This window comes from Streptomyces sp. 1-11 (genome assembly GCF_007176755.1).
Taxonomy (GTDB): domain Bacteria; phylum Actinomycetota; class Actinomycetes; order Streptomycetales; family Streptomycetaceae; genus Streptomyces.
In genome coordinates this window covers 412,404-432,302 of sequence record NZ_BJTV01000007.1, presented here as the reverse complement: position 1 = coordinate 432,302, position 19,899 = coordinate 412,404, and the positions used below count along the sequence as shown (strand labels likewise).

Annotated in this window: 13 protein-coding genes and 3 pseudogenes; 8 read left to right on the top strand and 8 right to left on the bottom strand. The window is 71.5% G+C overall.

Features of this window, described 5'->3' with window-relative positions:
• Together TNCT1_RS18275 and TNCT1_RS18270 are read left to right on the top strand one after the other, a co-directional pair.
• On the top strand, positions 1-726 hold a 726-nt coding region (locus TNCT1_RS18275; RefSeq protein ID WP_235902697.1), incomplete at its 5' end, for a hypothetical protein.
• A gap of 830 nt (positions 727-1,556) precedes the next feature.
• Positions 1,557-2,654, top strand: a pseudogene (locus tag TNCT1_RS18270) (MerR family DNA-binding transcriptional regulator).
• Between the two features lie 720 nt (positions 2,655-3,374).
• Here TNCT1_RS18270 and TNCT1_RS35850 read toward each other — a convergent pair.
• Positions 3,375-3,521, bottom strand: a complete 147-nt coding sequence (locus TNCT1_RS35850) for a hypothetical protein (protein WP_174266341.1) — start codon at positions 3,519-3,521, stop codon at positions 3,375-3,377.
• A gap of 826 nt (positions 3,522-4,347) precedes the next feature.
• Positions 4,348-4,869 carry a hypothetical protein gene (locus TNCT1_RS18265; protein ID WP_235902695.1) on the bottom strand — a complete coding sequence of 174 codons (522 nt, stop codon included), beginning with the start codon at positions 4,867-4,869 and terminating at the stop codon, positions 4,348-4,350.
• A gap of 773 nt (positions 4,870-5,642) precedes the next feature.
• Between TNCT1_RS18265 and TNCT1_RS18260 the strand changes: the two genes are divergently transcribed.
• On the top strand, positions 5,643-6,515 hold the full coding sequence (locus TNCT1_RS18260; RefSeq protein ID WP_174266340.1) for an alpha/beta fold hydrolase: 873 nt from the start codon (positions 5,643-5,645) through the stop codon (positions 6,513-6,515).
• Between the two features lie 148 nt (positions 6,516-6,663).
• On the opposite strand, the gene TNCT1_RS18255 is transcribed toward TNCT1_RS18260, so the two are convergent.
• From TNCT1_RS18255 to TNCT1_RS18245, 3 genes are all read right to left on the bottom strand, one after another.
• Positions 6,664-7,998, bottom strand: coding sequence for an NAD-dependent succinate-semialdehyde dehydrogenase (locus TNCT1_RS18255; protein WP_143633239.1), 1,335 nt, complete (start codon positions 7,996-7,998; stop codon positions 6,664-6,666).
• Positions 7,999-8,140: 142 nt separating this feature from the next.
• Complete coding sequence (locus TNCT1_RS18250; RefSeq protein WP_143633237.1) at positions 8,141-9,241, bottom strand: alcohol dehydrogenase catalytic domain-containing protein; 1,101 nt, start codon at positions 9,239-9,241, stop codon at positions 8,141-8,143.
• Positions 9,241-10,710, bottom strand: a complete 1,470-nt coding sequence (locus TNCT1_RS18245; RefSeq protein WP_143633235.1) for an APC family permease — start codon at positions 10,708-10,710, stop codon at positions 9,241-9,243. Before TNCT1_RS18245 ends, TNCT1_RS18250 begins: the two co-directional genes overlap by 1 nt.
• A 186-nt stretch (positions 10,711-10,896) precedes the next feature.
• On the opposite strand from TNCT1_RS18245, the gene TNCT1_RS18240 reads away from it, so the two are divergent.
• Both TNCT1_RS18240 and TNCT1_RS18235 read left to right on the top strand, forming a co-directional pair.
• A complete protein-coding gene (locus TNCT1_RS18240) occupies positions 10,897-11,535 on the top strand; it encodes a TetR/AcrR family transcriptional regulator (protein ID WP_143633234.1) in 639 nt (212 codons plus the stop codon).
• Between the two features lie 634 nt (positions 11,536-12,169).
• Complete coding sequence (locus tag TNCT1_RS18235) at positions 12,170-13,447, top strand: ATP-binding protein (protein WP_143633232.1); 1,278 nt, start codon at positions 12,170-12,172, stop codon at positions 13,445-13,447.
• Positions 13,448-13,805: 358 nt separating this feature from the next.
• Here TNCT1_RS18235 and TNCT1_RS18230 read toward each other — a convergent pair whose 3' ends face one another.
• Complete coding sequence (locus tag TNCT1_RS18230) at positions 13,806-14,750, bottom strand: DMT family transporter (RefSeq protein WP_143633231.1); 945 nt, start codon at positions 14,748-14,750, stop codon at positions 13,806-13,808.
• 86 nt (positions 14,751-14,836) lie between these two features.
• Between TNCT1_RS18230 and TNCT1_RS18225 the strand changes: the two genes are divergently transcribed.
• Positions 14,837-16,450, top strand: a complete 1,614-nt coding sequence (locus tag TNCT1_RS18225) for a PLP-dependent aminotransferase family protein (RefSeq protein ID WP_373920482.1) — start codon at positions 14,837-14,839, stop codon at positions 16,448-16,450.
• Positions 16,451-16,880: 430 nt separating this feature from the next.
• Here the strand turns inward: TNCT1_RS18225 and TNCT1_RS18220 are convergent, their stop codons facing one another.
• On the bottom strand, positions 16,881-17,414 hold the full coding sequence (locus TNCT1_RS18220) for a DinB family protein (protein WP_143633226.1): 534 nt from the start codon (positions 17,412-17,414) through the stop codon (positions 16,881-16,883).
• A gap of 56 nt (positions 17,415-17,470) precedes the next feature.
• Here TNCT1_RS18220 and TNCT1_RS18215 point away from each other — a divergent pair.
• Positions 17,471-17,627: pseudogene (locus TNCT1_RS18215) on the top strand (IS5/IS1182 family transposase); the annotation flags it as partial.
• Between the two features lie 75 nt (positions 17,628-17,702).
• Here TNCT1_RS18215 and TNCT1_RS18210 read toward each other — a convergent pair.
• Complete coding sequence (locus TNCT1_RS18210) at positions 17,703-18,395, bottom strand: DUF1345 domain-containing protein (RefSeq protein WP_143633225.1); 693 nt, start codon at positions 18,393-18,395, stop codon at positions 17,703-17,705.
• 897 nt (positions 18,396-19,292) lie between these two features.
• On the opposite strand from TNCT1_RS18210, the pseudogene TNCT1_RS18205 reads away from it, so the two are divergent.
• A pseudogene (locus tag TNCT1_RS18205) lies at positions 19,293-19,864 on the top strand (aldo/keto reductase).
• The last annotated feature ends 35 nt before the right edge of the window (positions 19,865-19,899 follow it).

Genomic DNA, 19,899 nt, shown 5'->3' with positions numbered 1-19,899 from the left:
CCGGGCCCGACCCCGACCCGCAAGGAGAAGACCATGCACCACCGCAAGCCCCGCACCCCCACCACCAGCCACCGGGCCGTCCGCCTCGGCGCCGCCGTCACCGCCGGCCTCGCCATCACCGCCGTCACCACCGCCGCCCGCGCCACCACCGGCCACCCCGGCATCACCAGCCGCGTCGCCATCGCCGTCGACACCGCACTCAGCCACGCAGACAGGACCCACGTGAACCAGTCCGACACCACCTTCGCCATCCACGAGTACGGCCCCACCATCGCCGTCACCGCCAACAACCGGGCCACCGCCGTCTCAGCCGGCTGCACCCCCGACAACCCCTGCCGCTCCGTCGCGCTCTCCTACCAGATCGTCACCACAGCCGGCCACAACGCACGCCTCATCAACGCCACCAACCTCAGCCGCTCCGTCAACGAACACTGCCCCGCCTGCCAAACTGTCTCCGCCGCCTACCAGTTCATCGTCGCCACCCCCCGCCAACTCACCCTCAGCCGCCAAGCACGCAACGAACTGAACACCATCAACCACCAGGTCAACACCCTTCGGACCTCCCACCTGCCCATCGACCAGATCACCCACCGCGCCGACGAACTCGCCCACCAGATCAAAACCATCCTCGACCGCGAAGCCGCCCACGCCCCCCACACCAGCAACACCACCGACCCCCTCGCCGACTTCACCCCCACCGTCACCATGCACCGCCACATCCGCTAACCCCACCCCAAAGCCCCCGAGCCCCAACCCCGAACCCAAGACCGAGACCGAGACCGAGACCGAGACCAACCCGGCCCCGGCCCGCGGCTTCAACCCCAGCCCCCGGGTTCTGCCCCAGCCCCCGGGTTCTGCCCCAGCCCCCGGCCCCGGCTTCCCGTCCGGCCCCAGCCCGCGGCCCCGGCTTCCGGTGCAGCTGCGGCCACCGGCCCCCGCCCGCAGCCCTGCCCCCGCGCGCGATCCTGCCCCCGCGCGCGGACCGGCCCCGGCTATCGGTGCGGCCGCGGCTTCCGGTCCGGCCGCGGCTTCCGGTGCGGCCGCGGCGCGTGGTCAGGCCCCAGCCCCCGGTCCGCAGCCCTGCCGCCGCGCGCGGTGCGGCCGCGGCCGCGGCTTCCGGTCCGGCCGCGGCCTCCGGTGCGGCCGCGGCGCGTGGTCAGGCCCCAGCCCCCGGTCCGCAGCCCTGCCGCCGCGCGCGGTGCGGCCGCGGCTGCGGCTTCCGGTGCGCTGCGGCGCGCGGCCGCCACCCACCCCCACCCCCGGCACCGGCACCGGCACCGGCACCGGCACCGGCACGCGGCCTCGGCACCGGCCCCCGGTCCTACCTCCGCGCGCGGCCCGGCCACGGGCTTCCGGTCCGGCCCCGGCTTCCGGTCCGGCCGCAGCCCCCGGCCCCAGCCCTCCCCCGCGCGCGGTCCGGCCGCGGGCTTCCGGTCCGGCGCCGCGGCTTCCGGTGGGGCCGTGACGCGCGGCCACCACCCGTCCGGCCACGGACCACCCTTGACCCTCACGTGGCGTCAGGCGGCACAGTCGATGCCGTGAAGGACCACTGGACCGTGGGACGCGTGGCCGACATGGCCGACGTGAGCGTCCGCACACTGCACCACTACGACCAGATCGGACTCGTCCGCCCCTCGGCACGGACCGCGGCCGGGTACCGGGCCTACGCGCCGGCCGACATCGACCGGCTACGACAGGCGCTGGCCTACCGGCGACTGGGCTTCGGACTGCGGGAGGTCGCGGACCTACTGGACGCCCCACCCACCGACGCCGTCGCACACCTGCACCGGCTGCGCGGCCTGCTGCTGGAACGACGCGACCACGCCGCCGCCATGGCCGCCGCCATCGACACCGAACTCAGCACACGCACGAAGGAACCACCCCCGCCACCGCAGGAACACCCGCGGACACCCGGCCCACGGCTGTACGACACGATCGGCGGCGCCTACACCACGACACGACGCACCGAACCGCGGATCGCCGCCCAGATCCGCAACGCCCTCGGCCCGGCCCACACAATCCTCAACATCGGCGCCGGCACCGGCTCCTACGAACCCGCCGACCACCACGCGACAGCGGTCGAACCCTCCCCCGTCATGCGCCGGCAACGGCCCCCCGGCTCAGCACCATGCCTGGCCGCCACCGCGGAGAACCTGCCCTTCGACGACCGGTCCTTCGACGCCGCGATGGCCGTCTCCACCGTTCACCACTGGCAAGACCCCCTCACAGGACTACGCGAGATGCGACGCGTGGCCCACCGCGTGGTCGTCCTCACCTTCGACACCGACCAACCCGGATGGCAGAACCGGTTCTGACTCACCCGCGACTACCTACCCGAATTCGCCGCCGTCCTCGCCGACTTCCCCTCACTCGCCGCGATGGCCGACGCCATCGGCACCCGCACCGAACCCGTACCCGTCCCCTGGGACTGCGCCGACGGACTGTTCGAAGCGTACTGGCGCCGCCCCACGGCCTACCTCCACCCCCACAAACGCCACGCCATGTCGGTATGGACCAAAGTCGGACCCCAGGCCGAACAACGAGCCGTACACAACCTCGCCCACGACCTCCACTCCGGCCGATGGACCCACCGCAACACCCACCTCACCGACCTCGACACAGCCGACCTCGGCCTACGCCTACTCATCGCCTGAACCCCCAACCAAACCCCGCCCCCCTCCCCCCACCACCACCGCCACCGCCACCGCCACGACGCCGCTCCCCCGGTGACGCAACCAACCCTGAAACTGACCGGACCACACATCCCAAAGCCCGGACCGGACAACCCCAGGGCCAGACCGGCTCCCGCAGTCCCACAACACCCAACGGACGACTCCCGCTGCACCGGCCTCACACAGCCCTCACACCCCCCAAGGCACCCGTGAACACACCCGCCCCCACCAGCCCCGGCAAGAAAGACCAGGCCACCCGGCAAGAAAAGCCGGGCAGCACCCCGCCGGCCGCCCCGCACATCCGGAAAGCCGACATACCGGCTCCCACACGAACCCGAAGCGGAGACAGCAGGATTCAAACCCGCGCAGACCCCCGAAGGGGCCCGACCGTGAGGCGAACCCACTGGACCCCCGATCAACCACTCCGGGCACCTCTCCCCATTCCCGGCCCACTTACCTGCCGGTCACAACACCAACCATGCCAACACCCCCTGACACCCCCTGACACACCGACAACCACCGGCCCCCAGCAGGCAGCCCCGGCACCCCGGCGAGGTGCAGGCACGGCTGTGGTGTCCGATGCCGCCTCGGCGCGCGTACCGGACAATCCCGGTCCTGCAGGGCTTGAGCGGGACCGGACCGGCCCAGGGCCGGGCCGGACACGCACAGGCCTCACTCGGACCGCGACCACGGACATAGGCCTCACTCGGTCACGGACGGCTCCTCGAGCTGCTCCGGCACCGGATCAGGAGGAGAAGACGGCGGAGGAAACAAAAAATCCTCGAACGCATCCAACGCGAACATCATGAGCATGAGCACAACCGGGACGAACAAGGCGAACACGAACATGACGCCTCCCTCACGGGAAGGACGCAGCGATTGTCGGTCCGCTTCCACCATGACCCGAACAGGCGAACACCGCACACCCGAACCGCAAACACATAGACCATCCGAGTGACACCACCCCACACCCACACCCACACCCCCAACCACCGCACCGACCCCACCCCCGGCCCGGCCCCTGCACGAACCAGCTCCCGCCCTACAAGCCCCCCGAAACGGCGCACAACGAGGTCACCCGCACCAGCACCCGACCCGCACCACGACCCCGGCCGACCGCAGCCACCCCTCCCCCACCACACACAAGAAGGCCCGACCCCCGGCCTGCGCACCCCCTGCCAGCAGACGACAGACAGCGAGCGGCAGACAGCGGGCAGCGGACGGCAGGCGGCGGACGACGGACGGCGGACGGCGGACGGCGGACAAGAAAAGCGGCCCGCACGACCGAGCGGGATCACTGCGGGTGTGCACCGTGCAGCACGCGTACGCCCGCCCCGCCGCCCGCCGGGGACGGACATGCTGGGGGCGGTGCCGACGGCCGAGCGCCGGACCGGGTTGCGGACTCACAGGGGAAGCGGCTGTGGTTTCTCCGCCTCGGGTACCACTGTGGGCTGCGCACACCGGTTACCGACATACCGGTATCGGCCACGACACCGGACGTCATACGCCCCGCACCCCACACCCCACACCCCGCGGCGCCACCCGGCACCCGGCACCCGGCGGCACCCGGGAAAACGACTGCGCGGGGCGTGGCCGCCCCGCACCTGCGTCACACTGGAACCCCGGCCCGATTCCGGCGGGCCGGGGCTCCACAGGTCACACAGTCGGCCGCGGACTAGTACTCGTCGTGGTGACGCTTGACCACCCGGAAGCTCGCCAGCACACCGTCCTCGACCTCGACGCCCTCGACGCAGCCCGGACGCACCCCGTAGGCGGAGCTGTGGCGTCCCACGGTGGCGATAGGCGCACCGTTGTCACAGACGGCCCCACGGAAGACCTCGACCGTCTTACGGCTCTCGTTGCGGATGTTCAGGGTCTTCGCACCCAGACCGCTGACCACCGTGATGCAGTCACCGGCATGGGCGGAGTAGGACCGCTCGTTGATCTGGATACGACCCCCCTCCTCACCCCGGTCCTCGTTGTCCTCGTCCCGGTCGTTACCACCCCGGCCCTCATCACCCCGGCCCTCGTCACCCCGGCCCTCGTTACCCTTACCGCCACCGTTGTTGTAACCACCACCGTGGTTGTTGCCACCACCGTTGTTGTTACCGCCACCGTTGTTGTTGTTACCGCCGTTGTTGTTGCCGCCGCCGTTGTTGTTACCGCCGTTGCCGCCACCGGTAGCAGCGGCAACCACGGCCGGAGCCTCCTGAGGCGCCGCAGCAGACGCAGCCGAAGCGTAGGTCATCCCAGTCGCGGCCAACGCTGCGGCAGCCGACACAGCAGCCGTGACCACGGTCGAACGAAGCTTCATCTCACTATCTCCTGTCGCAGATGCCGACCCCTCAGCCGGCCCACCAAGAACGTACCCAAACCCCGAAAACCGGGCATGTCCAAGCACCCGCCACAGACCCCCGAACAGGGGAATTTCCACCCCCCAACCCCCACCTGACACCACATCACATCCCCACCCCCAAAAAGCAGATTGACGTACTATTAGCCTCTCCGGGTGACATCCCGACCCCACCTCACCCCACCACCCCCGCGCGTCGCACCCCACCCCACCCCCCACCCCGTGCTACACACCCACACCCCCCACCGACCCACCGACAGCCACCCCGACCCCCAGGCCAGCCAGCAGCCCACCCAGCCACCCCCACGACAGCGCACCCCATCAGCACAAGGAAACGTTGCCAGCCACCCCGCTCACCTCCGCCCAGGCTCAGTACAAAGTCGGAAGCACGCGGGCTACCGCGTCGTGATCCCACACACTCGCCCGCAATGGAGCGCAACTCCATTGCCAGCGACCGCACTTCATCGTCGAAGACCCGGGCCTACACCATCTCCAGGCTGAGCATGGCTGCTGACCAGCCGTCCGCCGTGGGCGTTTCCTTCCCGCCCAGACGGCCGCGCTCCCCCGCCCACCAGCCGACGCCGACCGTCTTCCGGTGACCTCCCTACGATGTCGCCATGACGATCTCCGGACAGGGCCAGCCACTGATACGTGTCCTGCACGACGAGTCCCGGCGTGACCTGCGGGATCCGACTCGCCCGCGCCCTGTCCGGCTCTACCTGTGGGACCCGGACCGCCCCCGGACCGCGCCCGCTCCGCTGGTGGTCGTCTCGCACGGCACCGGAGGTTCGGGCAGCAGCATGGAGTGGCTGGTAAGGCCACTGCACGAGGCCGGTTTCCGGGTCGTTGCTCTTGATCACCACGGCAACAACTTCGTCGACGGCTACGAGCCTGAGGGCTTCCTCCACATCTGGGAACGGCCCCGGGACGTCTCCTTCGCCCTCGATGCACTCGCCCGGGAACAGCTCTTGGGCCCGGTCGGTGTGACGGGGTTTTCCCTCGGCGGTTACACGGCGGCTGCCCTTGCGGGGGCCCGTATCGATCCGCGGATCCTGTGGGCTGTACTGAGCGGAACGATCCCGCTGCCGGAGATCCCGGAATTCCCCGGCGCGCTGGAAGCGCTGCGGAAGAAGCGTCCACTGGACGAGTGGTCACCGCGTGCGCTGGATGCCGCAGCGGCAGACCTCTCGGATCCCCGAGTACGGGCGGTCTTCCAAGTAGCGCCCGGAGCAGGCGGTCTCGTGACGCCGGAAAGCCTGGCGACCGTGCGGGTGCCTGTCGGTATCCGCTGGGGTGGAGCGGACACCGTCAACCCGTACGACGTCGACACCAGGCCGTACCTGGAGCACACACCCACCGCCAGCGGCGCCTCGGCCGGCCCCGCTGTCCGCCACGACGACTTCTTCGCCCCGAAACCTGCCGACCCGACTGCCCGCGTGTGGGTCGGCAGGGAGGCGGCCGCCTTCTTCCGGCAGCACCTGTCGACGTAGTCGCGGCAGCCGGCCCTGGCTCGTGCACGCCTAGGCACCCCTCGCCACGCTCGCCGGTGCGGCCGCGGCGTACGAGAAGCTCGGGACCGAGGAGGCGGCCACAGCATTGGCTGGGCTGTCCGACCGCGGCCCCGAGGCCCACTGCTGCCTACGCGACCGTGCGGATGAGCTTCTTGTTGACGAACTCCTCGATGCCCGGGCGGCCCAGCTCGCGGCCGAAGCCGGAGCGCTTGATGCCGCCGAAGGGCAGCTCGGCGCCCTCGGCGCCGACGCCGTTGACGAACACCATGCCGGCCTCGATGCCGTCGGCGACGCGGGCGGCCTGTGCGGGGTCCGTGGTGAAGACGTACGAGCCGAGACCGTACGGGGTGTCGTTGGCGATCCGCAGCGCGTCTTCCTCGTCGGCCGCCCGGAACACCATGGCGACCGGGCCGAAGAGTTCCTGGCGCGCCGTGGCCTGCTCGGTGGTGAGACCGGTGAGGACTCCGGCCGGGAAGTGGGCGCCGCTGCGTTCGCCCTGGCTGTGTAGGGTCGCGCCTTCCGCGACGGCGGCGGCCACCTGGCGCTCGAGGGTGTCGGCCGCAGCGACCGAGGACAAGGGAGCCCCGGACTGACGGGCGAGGAGTGCGGCGGTGAAGGTCTCCACGAACGCGTCGTAAAGATCGGAGACGACGATGAACCGCTTGGCGGCGTTGCAGGCCTGGCCGGTGTTGTCGAGGCGAGCGGACACGGCCGCGTCCACCACGGAGTCCAGGTCGTCGGTGGACAGCACGATGAACGGGTCGGAGCCGCCGAGCTCTAGGACGACCTTCTTCAGGTGCCGCCCGGCGATCTCGGCGACGGCGGCGCCGGCCCGCTCCGAGCCGGTGAGGGACACGCCGTGGACACGCGGGTCGGCGATGACGTCGGCGATCTGCTCATTGGTGGCGTACACGTTGACGTAGGCGCCGGCGGGGAAGCCGGCCTCGGCGACCAGTCGCTCGAGCAGGGCCGCGGTGGCCGGGCACTGCGGGGCGTGCTTGAGGACGATGGTGTTGCCCAGGGCGAGGTTCGGGGCGGCGAACCGGGCGACCTGGTAGGCGGGGAAGTTCCACGGCATGATGCCGAGCAGGACGCCCACCGGGCCGCGCCGGATGACGGCGCGGCCGGGGCCTGAGGTGACGGGGAGCTCCTCGTCGGCGAGGAACTCCTCGGCGTGGTCGGCGTAGTAGTGGTAGATGTCGACGCAGAAGTCGATCTCGCCCTCCGCTTCGTCGAGCGGTTTGCCCATCTCGCGCACGATGCCGGCCGCCAGTTCGGCGCGGTGCTCGGCGTGCAGGTCCCCGAGCCGGCGCAGGAGCGCGGCACGCTCGGCCACGGTGGTGCTCCGTCCCCAGGCGGTGGCCGTGTGGGCGGCGTCGACCGCCGCGAGCACCTCGGCGTCGGTGGCGGTCGGGTAGGTCTGGGTGGTCGTGCCGGTGGACGGATCGGTGACGGCGTACATCGTGTCTCCAGATGGTTCGGGGAGCGTGGGCAGGGGGGCGAGCGGGCCTCGCATCCAGGTGCGCGCGAGGCAGTCGTCGCGGAGTCCTACGGTTCGAGGGTGGGCCGCGGAGTCCTACGGTTCGAGGACGGGCCGCGGAGTCCTACGGTTCGAGGACGGTGCGGGCGCCGACGGCGGACCTGAGGTCCTCGAAGGCGGCGGCCGCTTCGTCGAGCGGGCGGACGTTGCCGATCAGCTCGTCCAGTGGCAGCCTGCCGGCCAGGTGGAGGCGGGCCAGCTTCGGGATGTCGATCGCGCCGACGCTGGAGCCGTAGTTGCAGCCGAGGATGCGCTTGCCCTGGTCGGCGAGGTCGAAGAGGTCGAACGCGCCCGTCGCGTCGGCGGGGGCCATGCCGACCAGGACGGCCGCGCCGCCGGAGGTGAGCATGGCCGGGAGGGTTTCGATGACCTTGGGGCTGCCGATGGCCTCGAAGGCGTAGTCGGCCCCGCCGAGTTCCTTCTGGCACCAGGGGGCCACGTCGGTGGTGGCGGCGTCCAGGGTGTGGGTCGCCCCGAAGCGTTCGGCGGCGGCCAGGCGCTCGGGCGAGAGGTCGACGGCAACGATGGGGTCGGCCCCCACCAGACGCAGGCCCATCACCACGGACAGGCCCACTCCTCCGGCGCCGACGACTACCGCGGACTCACCGGGCCGCACCCCGGCGGTGTTCATGACCGCGCCGATGCCCGTGGAGATGGAGCAGCCCAGGAGGGCTCCGACGCCGAAGGGCAGTTCCTCGGGGACCTTGACCGCGGCCGATTCGGGAACGACGACCCGGCTCGTGAACGCGCCGAGCCCCAGGTAGGGCCAGACCTCCTTACCGTGGGCGTCGGTGATGGGTGTCGTGCCGTCGGGCAGGGTGTTCGCCACGGCCTGGGTGCCGGTGCACAGCCAGGCCATGCCGGCCAGGCACTTGCGGCAGCGGCGGCAGGGCGCGAACCAGGAGAGGACGACATGGTCGCCCGGGCGCACGGCGCTGACGCCTTCGCCCACGTTCGTGACCACACCGGCGGCCTCGTGGCCCAGTACGAGGGGGCGGTCGCTGGGCCAGTGGCCCGTCAGGATGTGGAGATCGGAGTGGCACACCCCGGCGGCGCGGACGTCGATCTCGACCTCGCCCGGTCCGGCGGGCCGGTGGGAGATCCGGCGGATGTGCAGTCCTGCGACGGGGTCGTAGGCGACCGCCGGGGAGAGGTGCGCGGACATCAGAGAGCCTCAACTTCTTCGGTCGACGGTTCGGGGGTGAGCCGGGTGTGGGGTTTGGCGACGGCGACGTAGGCCAGGCCGACGACGAGCAGCGCGGAGAAGACCAGCACCACGGCCCAGACCTGGACCCAGTTGCCTGACGGCGGGGCGAGTTCGGCGCGGGGCCACGCGATGTTGACCGCCTCGAACACCAGCCACACCACGGCGAGGACGTTGATCACCAGGCCGGTTCGGCCCAGGCGGAAGTCGCCCGCCGCCGGGTTCCAGCGGCCGCTCAGGCGGGCGAGGAGCGCGACGAGGGCGACCGCCAGGAAGATGAAGTAGAAACCCCCCGATCCGAAGGCGATCAGTGTGGCCGCCGCGTTGCCGTTGAGCCCGAGCAGGAGGCCGAGGCCGGCGAGGACGGCCGTCACGACGAGTGAGACCCAGGGGATCTGGCGTTCCCCGACCTTGGCGAGCTGGGCGGAGCAGGGCAGCTGCCGGTCCCGCGCGAAGGCGTAGACGGCCCGCCCGATGTAGGTCTGGATCGAGATGGCGCAGGCGAAGAACGCGACCAGGACGACGACGATGAACGGCTTCTCGCTCCAGCCGCCGAGACTCCGCGTCACCGCGTCGAAGACGGGGTCCGCGGTCTTCCCGGAGACGGTGTCCGCCGGGCGGCGCAGCGCGAACGTCACCGCGATCGAGGTCAGCATCACCGTGAACGCCACGAACATGTAGGAGCGCAGCAGGGCCCGGGGCACGCTGCGCCGCGGCTGCTCGGTCTCCTCGGCGACCTGCGTGGTCGCGTCGAACCCCAGGAAGGCCCAGCCGGCCACGGCCAGGCACGTGACGAACCCGGCCACGACGGAGCCGCCCGAGGCGGACTCCGCGCCCAGGGTGTCGAACAGGATGCTGAAGCCGTGGTGGCGTGCGAAGAGCAGCAGGAACACGCTGACGGCGATGGAGGCGACGCCTTCGGCGACGATGCCCGCGTTGAGGAAGTGCTTGACCGGGTCGACGCCGAGCAGATTGATGCCCAGCGCCACGGCGATGAAGACCACCCCGAGCAGCACATGGGTCGGCGTCGACAGCTCCGAGTCGCTGAAGAGCATGTGCAGCCAGCCGGCGCCGAGATAGGCCACGGTGGTAAGGGAAGCGACGGCCGAGGCGAGGTAGAGCCAGCCCAGCCGTGGTCCGCCCAGCCGGCGGACCCATTGATAGACGCCGCCGGTGATCGGGAACTGCGAGGAGAGCTCGGCGTAGACCGTGGCGACCAGCAGCTGACCCAGGAAGGCGACGACGACCGCCCAGATCCATGTGGGGCCGGCGAAGACGAACCCGAGCTGCACGACGGCGTAGATGCCGACCACCGGGGAGATCGTCGCGAAACCGAGTGCGAACACGGCCCACGCGGACAGGGTGCGTTTGAGCTCCTGTTCGTAGCCGTATTCAGCCAGCTCGCCGGCATCGGCGCGGTCGTGGTCCACGTTCGTCTCCTGGCATCGCTACTGGCGCGCGTCCCGCGACGGCGCTCACCTGGTGGAGGTCGGCTGCCGACTTGCCGTTCCTGCCGGTTGCGCGGCTGTCAGGAACCGGCAGCCATACGGGCGGCGACCAGCTATTGGCTGTGGAGCCAATTGTTATTTGGCTGCACAGCCAATAGCATCTCCGCCATGACGTCAAGGGGCCCTGGGAAGCAAGTCCGCAAATCGGCGGCCGAGCGCCGTCGCGAGATCGTGGCAGCGGCCGCGCAGGTCGGCCTCGAGGAAGGCCTGGAGTGCGTCACCCGGCAGCGAATCGCCGACGGCCTCGGAGTCCAGTCGGGACTCATCCACCACTACTTCCCGGTGGTCGAGGAACTCGTGGCCGAGGCGTTCACCAGCGCCACCACGGCGGAGCTGGAGGGTCTCCTGCCCGAGGCGGCGGCCGAGCCCGAAGGCGGCGGCCCGCTGAGCGCCCTGCAGCGCTTCTTCACCCTGATCTCGGGCGCCGAGTTCGACAACGTCAGCAAGCTCTGGCTGAACGCGCGGCACCTGTCCCGCTACCGTCCGGTGCTCCACGAGCAGGTCGTCAGCCAGGAACTGCGCTGGTGCCACCGCATCGAACACATCATCTCGCGAGGCGTGGCGGAGCAGGTGTTCCGCTGCGCGGATCCGTGGGCGGCCGCCGTACGCGTCCTCGCCGTTGTCGACGGGGCCAGCGCATACATCAACACCAGCGCCGACCAACGCATGAAGCCCCTCACCGACCTTGCCCGCACGCTCACGGAAACGGAGCTGGGCCTGCCTGCGGGCGGCCTGCGAGTGCCCTGACGCGTTGGCGCGCGTGGCGTGGACGGCACGGCGCCAACTTCGTGCCCTAGATGCTTATTTGGCGGACGCCGGTGAGTCGCGTGGCCGAATGCTCCGCCAGAACGGTCTGCCCCGACCGGCGTACTCGGACCTGTGACGGAAGCACTGTCCGTGGCGCCGAAAATGCCGGAGCCGGGCTTTCGTGGGAAAGCCCGGCAGGCCGGCGGCCGTCAGACGAAGGGGAGAACGCTCAGCGGTGACCGCGCCGAGGCAGGGCCCGGGGCGGGGGCTGTCAGCCGGCGATGGTGGCCAGTCCGGCGATGCCGATTACCGCTTCCAGCGCCGAGCACCACCGCTGATAGGCCCCTCCCGAGCCATCGCGCTTCGCCGTGCCGGCTGCGCCGCAGCGCCGAGCGTCGGTCCGGCACTGTCAGGCATCGTGCGCCTACTACGGCTGCACCCGCACCGAGTGCCGCCATGGACGGCCACAGCCCCTGATCTGGCCATCAATCAGAGCAAGCACCGTTGCGGTACTAGCCAGTCTCATCACGTACCGCGACGGATTCCACTCGGGCGCCGGCCACCGCTGCGTCCGCGCGTCCGCGCGGGGCTCCGGAGGGAGAATGGAACTCCCGGTCCAGATGAGGTGGTGGCGATGCCCCCCTGGCATCTGCGCGACTATCACGACGACGATCTCGACCAGGCCATCCAGATCTGGGACCAGAGCCGCCAGGCCGAGGCGGAGTCGGTGTTCCCGGTCTCGGAGGTGATGGCCGCGGCCAAGGCCGGTCAGCCGGCGGTGGTCGCTCTGGTCGGCGACGAGCTGGTGGGCATGGCCGTGGCCCAGGCGGACGGCAGACGGGCGTGGATCGTCCTGGTGGCGCTGGCCTCCCGCTGGCGTGAGCGCGGGATCGGCAGCGCGCTCCTGGCCGAGCTGGAGCGCCGGCTGCGTGCCCTGGGGGTGAGGCACGTCAGCGCGCTGCTGCCCGCGGGCGCCGCCGGCACCAAGGCCCTGGAGAACTCCGGCTACCGCCTCCGCGAGGGCCTGACCTACTACGAGAAGCTCGAACCGCCCGGCGCCGACAACGCCGACGTGCTCGCGGCGCTCGGCGGACGCATGCTGCCCGGCGGGCTCTGGGACACCATGGCCGGCATGGAACGGGAGAAGCAGGTCGTCGAACGCCGTGTCGTGCTGCCGCTGACCGAGCCGGCGCTGGCCGACCGCTACGGTGTGGCCCCGCCCAAGGCGGTCATTCTCTTCGGCCCGCCCGGCACCGGGAAGACCAGCTTCGCCAAGGCGGTGGCCTCCCGGCTCGGCTGGCCGTTCGTGGAACTGTTCCCGTCCCGGCTCGCCGCCGACACCAGCGAGGGCCTGGCGGCGGCGCTGCGGGAGGCGTTCACGGAGCTGGCCGAGCTGGACTCGGTGCTGCTGTTCATCGACGAGGTGGAGGAGATCGCCGGTGCGCGGTCCGGCAAGGCCGTCGATCCCGGACACGGGGTGACCAACGAGCTCCTCAAGATCATCCCCGGTTTCCGTGAACACGATGCCCGGATGCTGGTGTGCGCCACGAACTCGGTGCGCTCCCTCGACGCGGCGTTCCTCAGGCCCGGCCGGTTCGACTACGTCATCCCCATCGGCCCGCCGGACCCGACGGCCCGCGCGGCGATCTGGGCCCGCTACCTCAGGGCGGCCGGCGACGGAGTGGACATCGGCCGCCTGGTCGCGGCGAGCGAGCTGTTCACTCCGGCCGACATCGAGTTCGCCGCGCGCAAGGGGGCGCAGGCGGCGTTCGAGCGCGAGATCACCGAGCGCGGCGGCCGGCCGCCCGGCATCGACGACTTCATGACGGCCATCGCCGACACCCGGCCGACGCTCACCGCCCGCGCGCTGGAGGAGTTTACCGAGGACATCGGGACATACAGCCGCCTGTGAGCCGGCCCGACGCGAGGCCGCTGGGCCGCCGAGCGGTCGGCGCCCGTGGCTCGGCGGTCAGCGCCAGGCGGTCAACGGTCGACGGCATCCTTGGCCTCGACGGTGACCGTCAGCCCCGAGTCGGTCTGTGCCTCCATGACCACCCTGTGCAGATCACCCCCTGGTGCCGCGGGACCGTATCCCAGCGGGCCGCCGACGGCTCCTCGCGACCACCGTCCATCCAGACACCGAACCACTCGAAGGAAACCGTGCCCCCGGTCTTTCCTGCCCCGAATCCGGTTGGCCGCCATCCGGAGATCTCGACAAGCGCCCGGCGCGCCACCGCGGCTCGAGTTCCGGTCGGCCGTCGCTTCTGTGCCTACCTGGAGCGCGCCGGCGTGGGCGAGGGTGCGGTCCTGGGCGCGGCGTCCACGGAGTCGCCTGCGCGGTGAGCCCGAGACGCCCGCAGCCCCCCGGCCAGTCCCCCGATCACCACCGCGATCCCCAGCCACACCGAGGGTCCCGGCACCCCTGTGCCCGTCGCCGTGCCGGCCGCTGCCGCCGCGAGCGGGGCGATGCCCGTGAGGAGGCCCGCGCGACCGGCGCCGACAGTGCGTACGGTCGAGTACCAGAGCACGAAGGCGACCGCCGTGACCAGCAGTGCGAGGTAGCCCACGGCCGCCCACTGCGCTCGCGTCAACTCACCCGCCGCCGTGGGGCCTTCGCGTGTCACGCCGAGGACGGCGAACAGCACCGCGCCCAGCCACGACGCGTGCACCGACACCCCCCACGGCGTGTGCCGGCCGAGCACGGGTACCGCCAGCAGCGTGAACGCCGCCTCGCAGCCCAGGGCCAGGGCCGCCCAGGCCACTCCGGCCGCATCCGTACGGCCCGTGCCTTCCACCAGGACCGCGCCCGCCACCACCACGGGCGCCGCCACCAGCACCCGCCGGCTCGGAGCGCGCCGTTCCAGCAGCGGACCCAGGACCCCGAGGACCACCGGAACCGACGCCACCGCGACCGCGATCACCGCGGGCTCCGCGTGCGCGACCCCCCGCACCACGGCCACGTTGAACAGCACCAGCCCTGTCACCGCGAGCCCCGCCAGCCACAACCACTCCCGCCCGCGCGGCCGGACCGGGCGGGTACCGGCGAGCCGGGCGAGGAGCAGCAGGATCGCGGTCGCGGCCGCGTAGCGCACGGCCTGGGCGGTGAACAGGGGCGCATCGACGAGCGCGTGCGACACGCTGACGCTGCTGCCGACCAGCACCATCCCGAGCATGCCGGGGACCAGGGGCGCGAAGGATGCGGAAGGGGTGTCCATGGGTCCACCCTGGCCGCACAATGGACGCCATGGGCAGGTCCAAAGAGCCGTCGGTCGAGGGGTCCAAAACCGCCGCGGCGGACGCGATGGTGAGATCGGCCGGCACGGCTTGCGGGTCCGGCGGCGCGGCCGGCGGCCGTCCGTCTCAGCCCGGCGCTTCCCTCGGTTCCGACTTCCTCCAGCTCGACGTCGCCGACGCGCCCCCGGGCGGGCGGACCGCCTGGCTCGCCGACCGGCTGCGGTCGGCCATCGCCGACGGCCGGCTGCCGGTCGGGACGCGGCTCCCCGCCAGCCGCGTGCTCGCCGAGGAGCTCCGGGTCACCCGGGGCGTGGTCACCGAGGCCTACCGTCGGCTGTCGGAGTCAGGCCAGATCGCCGGCCGGGGCGGAGGCGGCACGGTGGTCGTCGCCGCCCCGGCGCCCGCGGCGTCTTCCTCAGCACTGCCCACAGCCTCCTCTGCATCCGGCCGTCCCTCGTCCTCGTCACCCCCCGCCGCCGGGCATCGGGCCCCCCACCCTCGCACCCCCACCCCCGTCCCCGACGCCTTCTTCGCCTCCCCCCACCGCGACGGCCTCGTCGACGCCTTGCGCGGCCTGCCCTGCCGGATCGACCTTTCCCCGGGCGTGCCCGACCTCGCCGCCTTTCCCCGGACCGCCTGGCTGCGTGCCGAACGCGCCGTCCTCGCCGCCGTCACCCCGGCCGACTTCGGCTACGGCAGCCCCCAGGGCGCGCCCGCGCTGCGGCGGGCCGTTGTCGGCTGGCTGGCCCGCAACCGCGGCATCCGCGCCGACCCGGACGAGGTCGTGGTGGTCGCCGGTGTGGCGCAGGCGCTGGGGCTGCTCGGGCAACTGCTGCGTGCCGAGGGCGTCGACCGCGTCGACGTCGAGGACCCCGGCTCGCTCGGCGCGCGTCAGCAGCTGGAGCACGGCGGCCACACGACCGTCCCCGTCCCCGTGGACGCCGGCGGCCTGGACGTCGACGCGCTGCGGGCCTGCGGGGCCCGGGCGGTGCTGATGACTCCGGCGCACCAGTTCCCCACCGGCGTGGTCCTGGACGGGGAACGCCGGCGCGAGCTGCTACGCTGGGCGGCCGAGGGCGGCGTCGTCATCGAGGACGACTACGACGCCGAGCACCGCTACGACCGGCCCCCCGTACCGGCACTGCGCTCGCTCCTGCCCGACGGGGTCTGCTACACGGGCAGCGTCTCCAAGCTGCTCGCCCCCGCACTGCGGGTCGGCTGGCTCCTGGTTCCACCGCGCCTGCGCGACGCCCTGGTCACCGCCAAGCGGTACGCCGACCTCGGCAACGGCATCCTCACCCAACTGGTCCTGGCCCGGCTCATGGACTCGGGCGAGCTCGAACGGCACCTACGCCACCTCCGGCGCCGCCACCGCAGGCGCCGGGACGTGATGGTGCGGGCCGTCGAGGCACACCTGCCCGGCGCCCGCGTCCACGGGGCGGCCGCCGGACTGCACCTCATGGTCACCTTCACCGACGGGCCCGGCAGCCGCGTCCGCGACACCGACCTCGCCGCGGCCGCGCTCGCCCGGGGGGTGAAGGCCCACCCCCTGTCCTGGCACCGCCTCACCCCCGGGCCGCCCGGCCTGGTCCTCGGCTACGCGGCGGGCGCCGCCCACGAGATCGAGGAGGGCATCGCCCTCATCGGCGAGGCGCTGCGGGCCCTGCCCGCTGTCACATAACCCCGCCGCTGCCCGGCTCACGCCCGGTGCCCTCGCCTGGCCGCCCCGGTGATCGACGTACCGTCGATCTTGTGGACATCAGCGCGGACAGCCTGGTAGCCCGGGCCGCGCGCGAGCTGAGCGCCTGACGCGGACGAGCCGCCGCGCGCACATCCAGTCACCCAGCGGCGGCCAGGCGGCGCCGAAGCTCATCCTGCGAGACGTCTTCCACGTGTGTCAGAGATCAGGGTCGACCGTCCGATGGTGATCTCGGCGTGCAGAATCCCGCCGTCCGAAGTGTCGAGATGAGTTCGGCTTCGGTAGCGTCGGCCGGACGTTGCGGGGAGATGAGCTCCATGGCCCGCCGCCTGTATTCCGGGCCCTCGCTAGAGGTCCGCGAGAATCTGCCCCTCAAAAGCTGTCCCGCATTGCATCGGCAGTCCCGGGTGCCTCACTCGCCGGTCTCGCCGTCGAGGAGCTCACGCGCGACGTCGAGGTGACCGACGTGGCGGGCGTACTCCTGGAGCAGATGAAAGAGGATCCGTCCGAGGGACGGGGCCTGTTCGATGGTCTTGAAGCGACCGCCGAGGCGAGCCTTGTCACTCAAGTCTGCGGTCATCGCTACGGAGTTCGCGACGGTGACCTCGGCTTCGTAGGCGGCCAGGGCCTGAGCGGTGGAGGTGTCGGCGGCCACCGTCCACTCCTCGGCGTCTCCGCCGGCTGGATAGGCGACGACGTCCTCGGCGGCGAAACCCCATCGCAGCCATCGGCGTTCGACCCAGCCGAGGTGCTGGACCAGGCCGAGCGGCGACCAGCCGAGCGGTTCGACGGGCGTGCGCAACTGGTCGTCGGAGAGCCCGGCGAGCTTGCGCATCAGGGCTGTGCGGTACCAGTCCAGATAGCCGAGGAGGAGTTCATGGGCGTCGGAGACGTCGACGGCCGGGCCATCGAGGAGCGCGGGAACCTGTTCCGAGGGCTGCTGCATCCTGGGAACTTAGCGCGGTCACGGAGCGGGCCGCACGATCCTGACATGATCTTGATGTGGCTGGTGTGATCACGGCGTCGGAGCCGTCCTGGACAGCCCCGTTCAGCGGACTGAGCCCAGGTTGCTTCGGCAAGTTGGTGAGCGTGGTGCGCCGCACACCCGCGGACGAGCAGCGACGCGGACGACCCCGGGGGCCTACCGCTGGAGGACCGCATCACTCCACCCAGGCCTGGGCCTGCTCCGCTCGTTGTCATCCGGCTGGCTGCCTGGCCGGGCGGGGAGCAGCGGTCAGGTGAGGACGTTGACGGCTCGGGCGACGACGAGTCCGAGGATGAGGAGGGATACGAGGGACTGCAGGGCCATGGTGATCTTGGCCCATGGGGCCAGTGGCATGACGTCGGTGGGGCTGAAGGCGGTGGCGTTGGTGAAGCCGAGGTAGAGGTAGTCGATGTAGCGGGGGCGCCAGTGGGTGGCGTTCAGTTCGGGGCTGAGGTGCTGGGGAAAGGCGAGAGCGGGGGTGGGCGGCACGCGGTGGGCCCGGGCGGCGGGTCCGCCGCTGTCGAGTTCGAAGTACAGCAGGGAGAACGCGAGGACGGTGGAGGCCCACACGCTGCCGCCGGCTTGCAGGAGGGCGTCGGCGGAGTTGGTCTCGTTGCCGCCGTGCACGAGGTCGTCGGTCAACCGGATGGTCGACCAGATGGCGCCGCACGCGAGCACGCCGACCAGGGCGATCGACATCGCGCGCAGGGCGGCCGAACGGCGGCTGATGCGGCCTGGATCGCCGGCGATCAGCGCCACGAGGAGCAGCCCTTCGACGAGGGGAAGCACCCAGCGGGGCCCCAGGCGCAGGTCGTCGGGCAGCAGCAGGGTCAGCACCGCAGCGGCGATGACGGCTGCGGCCATCGGCCAGCGGGCCTCGCCGTACGGCGCCTGCTGGAGCTCGTGCCGACTGCTCTCGTCACGGGGGTGCTGTCGGGTCATGGCCGGCCGCCATCCGGGGTCAGGCCGGTGAGACGAGTGCGGTGGCGGACCGGCAGCTGTCGTGCCCTTTCGAGTGCCATCGCCTCATTGTGTGGAGGGGCTGCCGTGTAGGCACCGTGTGACACGCGGAGCGGTCGACCAGCGTCGTCGTCTCTCATCCGGCTGCTGTGAGGGCGTGTCGGGCTGCGACGGATCCTGCCGGCGGCTGTCCATCGACAACTGCTTGTCCAGCGACACCCGAGCAGGCCCACAACCGATGGGCAAACCCGAACCGCCCGCGCCGCCCGCGAGACCGCCGTGCTCGACCCGGCCGGACGCCCGCTGACCGGCCGGCTCCAAGCTCTCCTCGACGACCCCGCTCAAGCATCCTCGGCCCACCTCGGTCTGCTCGCTGTCGCCGATCCGGCTGGCCTCGACCACGCCCAGCTCGCCGAAGCGGCGCTGCACTCGGCCGAGACCCGCGCCGACCTGAAAGGCGCCTGCGACGCCCTACAAGCGCTCAGTACCGCCGCCCTCACCCCGCAGCAGCACGACCGGCTGGACTCCGTCGAGGTTACGACCATGGAGGAGTCGGCCTGGCCGGCGTCACGGCCCGTGCGCTTCGATGCCCGGGAACTCCACGCGAGCGCTGATCGTCGCGCACATCAATGTCGATGGTTCCCTCGCCGGTTGCAAACCGGGGCGCTGCCTTGCGCCGGGCGCCCCGGCTGCGGTCATCCTGAGATCGCGTTGCTGGTGATGGTTCCTGCTGCCCACTTGTTACTCGCTACCACTGGGTTCTCTGGTACGTCTGGCCGAAACGGCCGCAAACTGACAGGGCACAGATGCCACACGCCTTCGAATTCCGGACCGAGACGTATTGCGTGAGAGCGCACTCCAATTCCTAGGTTCGGACGCATGCGATACATCAAACTCGGAACGACCGGACTGGAAGTCTCCGCCATCGCCCTCGGCTGCATGAGCTTCGGCGAGCCGGACCGGGGCGGCGAGCCCTGGTCGCTGGGCGTGGACGCCAGCCGGGACATCATCAAGCAGGCCCTTGAGAGCGGCGTCAACTTCCTCGACACGGCCAATGGGTACAGCGCCGGAAGCAGCGAGGAGATCGTCGGCCAGGCGGTCAAGGACTTCACCCGGCGCGAGGAGGTCGTTCTGCCGAGACCGACGCGGGCGGCAGGATCCTCTACCGTGACGAGGACCAGGCGGTGGCCGAGCGCGTCCACGAGATCGCGGGCAAGCGGGGCCTGTCCCCGGCCCAGGTCGCCCTGGCCTGGGTCATGCGCAACCCGGTGGTGACCTCGCCCATCGTCGGGGTCACCAAGTCGGCCCAGCTGGCCGACGCGCTCGCCGCCGTGGACGTCGAACTCGACGAAGATGAGGCCGCCTACCTGGAGGAGCCCTACCAGCCACACGAGGCCGCCTACCTGGAGGAGTTCTTCTACAAGCAGCAGCCTGTGGCGGGTTCCCGGTAGTCCGGGGGCCGCCGGGCCTTCGACGAGTCCTTGGC

Coding starts and splice junctions, on each gene's coding strand:
- TNCT1_RS18250 (WP_143633237.1), bottom strand. CDS start 9,241: ATGTCCGCGCACCTCTCCCCGGCGGTCGCCTACGACCCCGTCGCAGGA.
- TNCT1_RS18210 (WP_143633225.1), bottom strand. CDS start 18,395: ATGACCCGACAGCACCCCCGTGACGAGAGCAGTCGGCACGAGCTCCAG.
- TNCT1_RS18260 (WP_174266340.1), top strand. CDS start 5,643: ATGACGATCTCCGGACAGGGCCAGCCACTGATACGTGTCCTGCACGAC.
- TNCT1_RS35850 (WP_174266341.1), bottom strand. CDS start 3,521: ATGTTCGTGTTCGCCTTGTTCGTCCCGGTTGTGCTCATGCTCATGATG.
- TNCT1_RS18255 (WP_143633239.1), bottom strand. CDS start 7,998: ATGTACGCCGTCACCGATCCGTCCACCGGCACGACCACCCAGACCTAC.
- TNCT1_RS18225 (WP_373920482.1), top strand. CDS start 14,837: ATGGTGAGATCGGCCGGCACGGCTTGCGGGTCCGGCGGCGCGGCCGGC.
- TNCT1_RS18220 (WP_143633226.1), bottom strand. CDS start 17,414: ATGCAGCAGCCCTCGGAACAGGTTCCCGCGCTCCTCGATGGCCCGGCC.
- TNCT1_RS18235 (WP_143633232.1), top strand. CDS start 12,170: ATGCCCCCCTGGCATCTGCGCGACTATCACGACGACGATCTCGACCAG.
- TNCT1_RS18230 (WP_143633231.1), bottom strand. CDS start 14,750: ATGGACACCCCTTCCGCATCCTTCGCGCCCCTGGTCCCCGGCATGCTC.
- TNCT1_RS18240 (WP_143633234.1), top strand. CDS start 10,897: ATGACGTCAAGGGGCCCTGGGAAGCAAGTCCGCAAATCGGCGGCCGAG.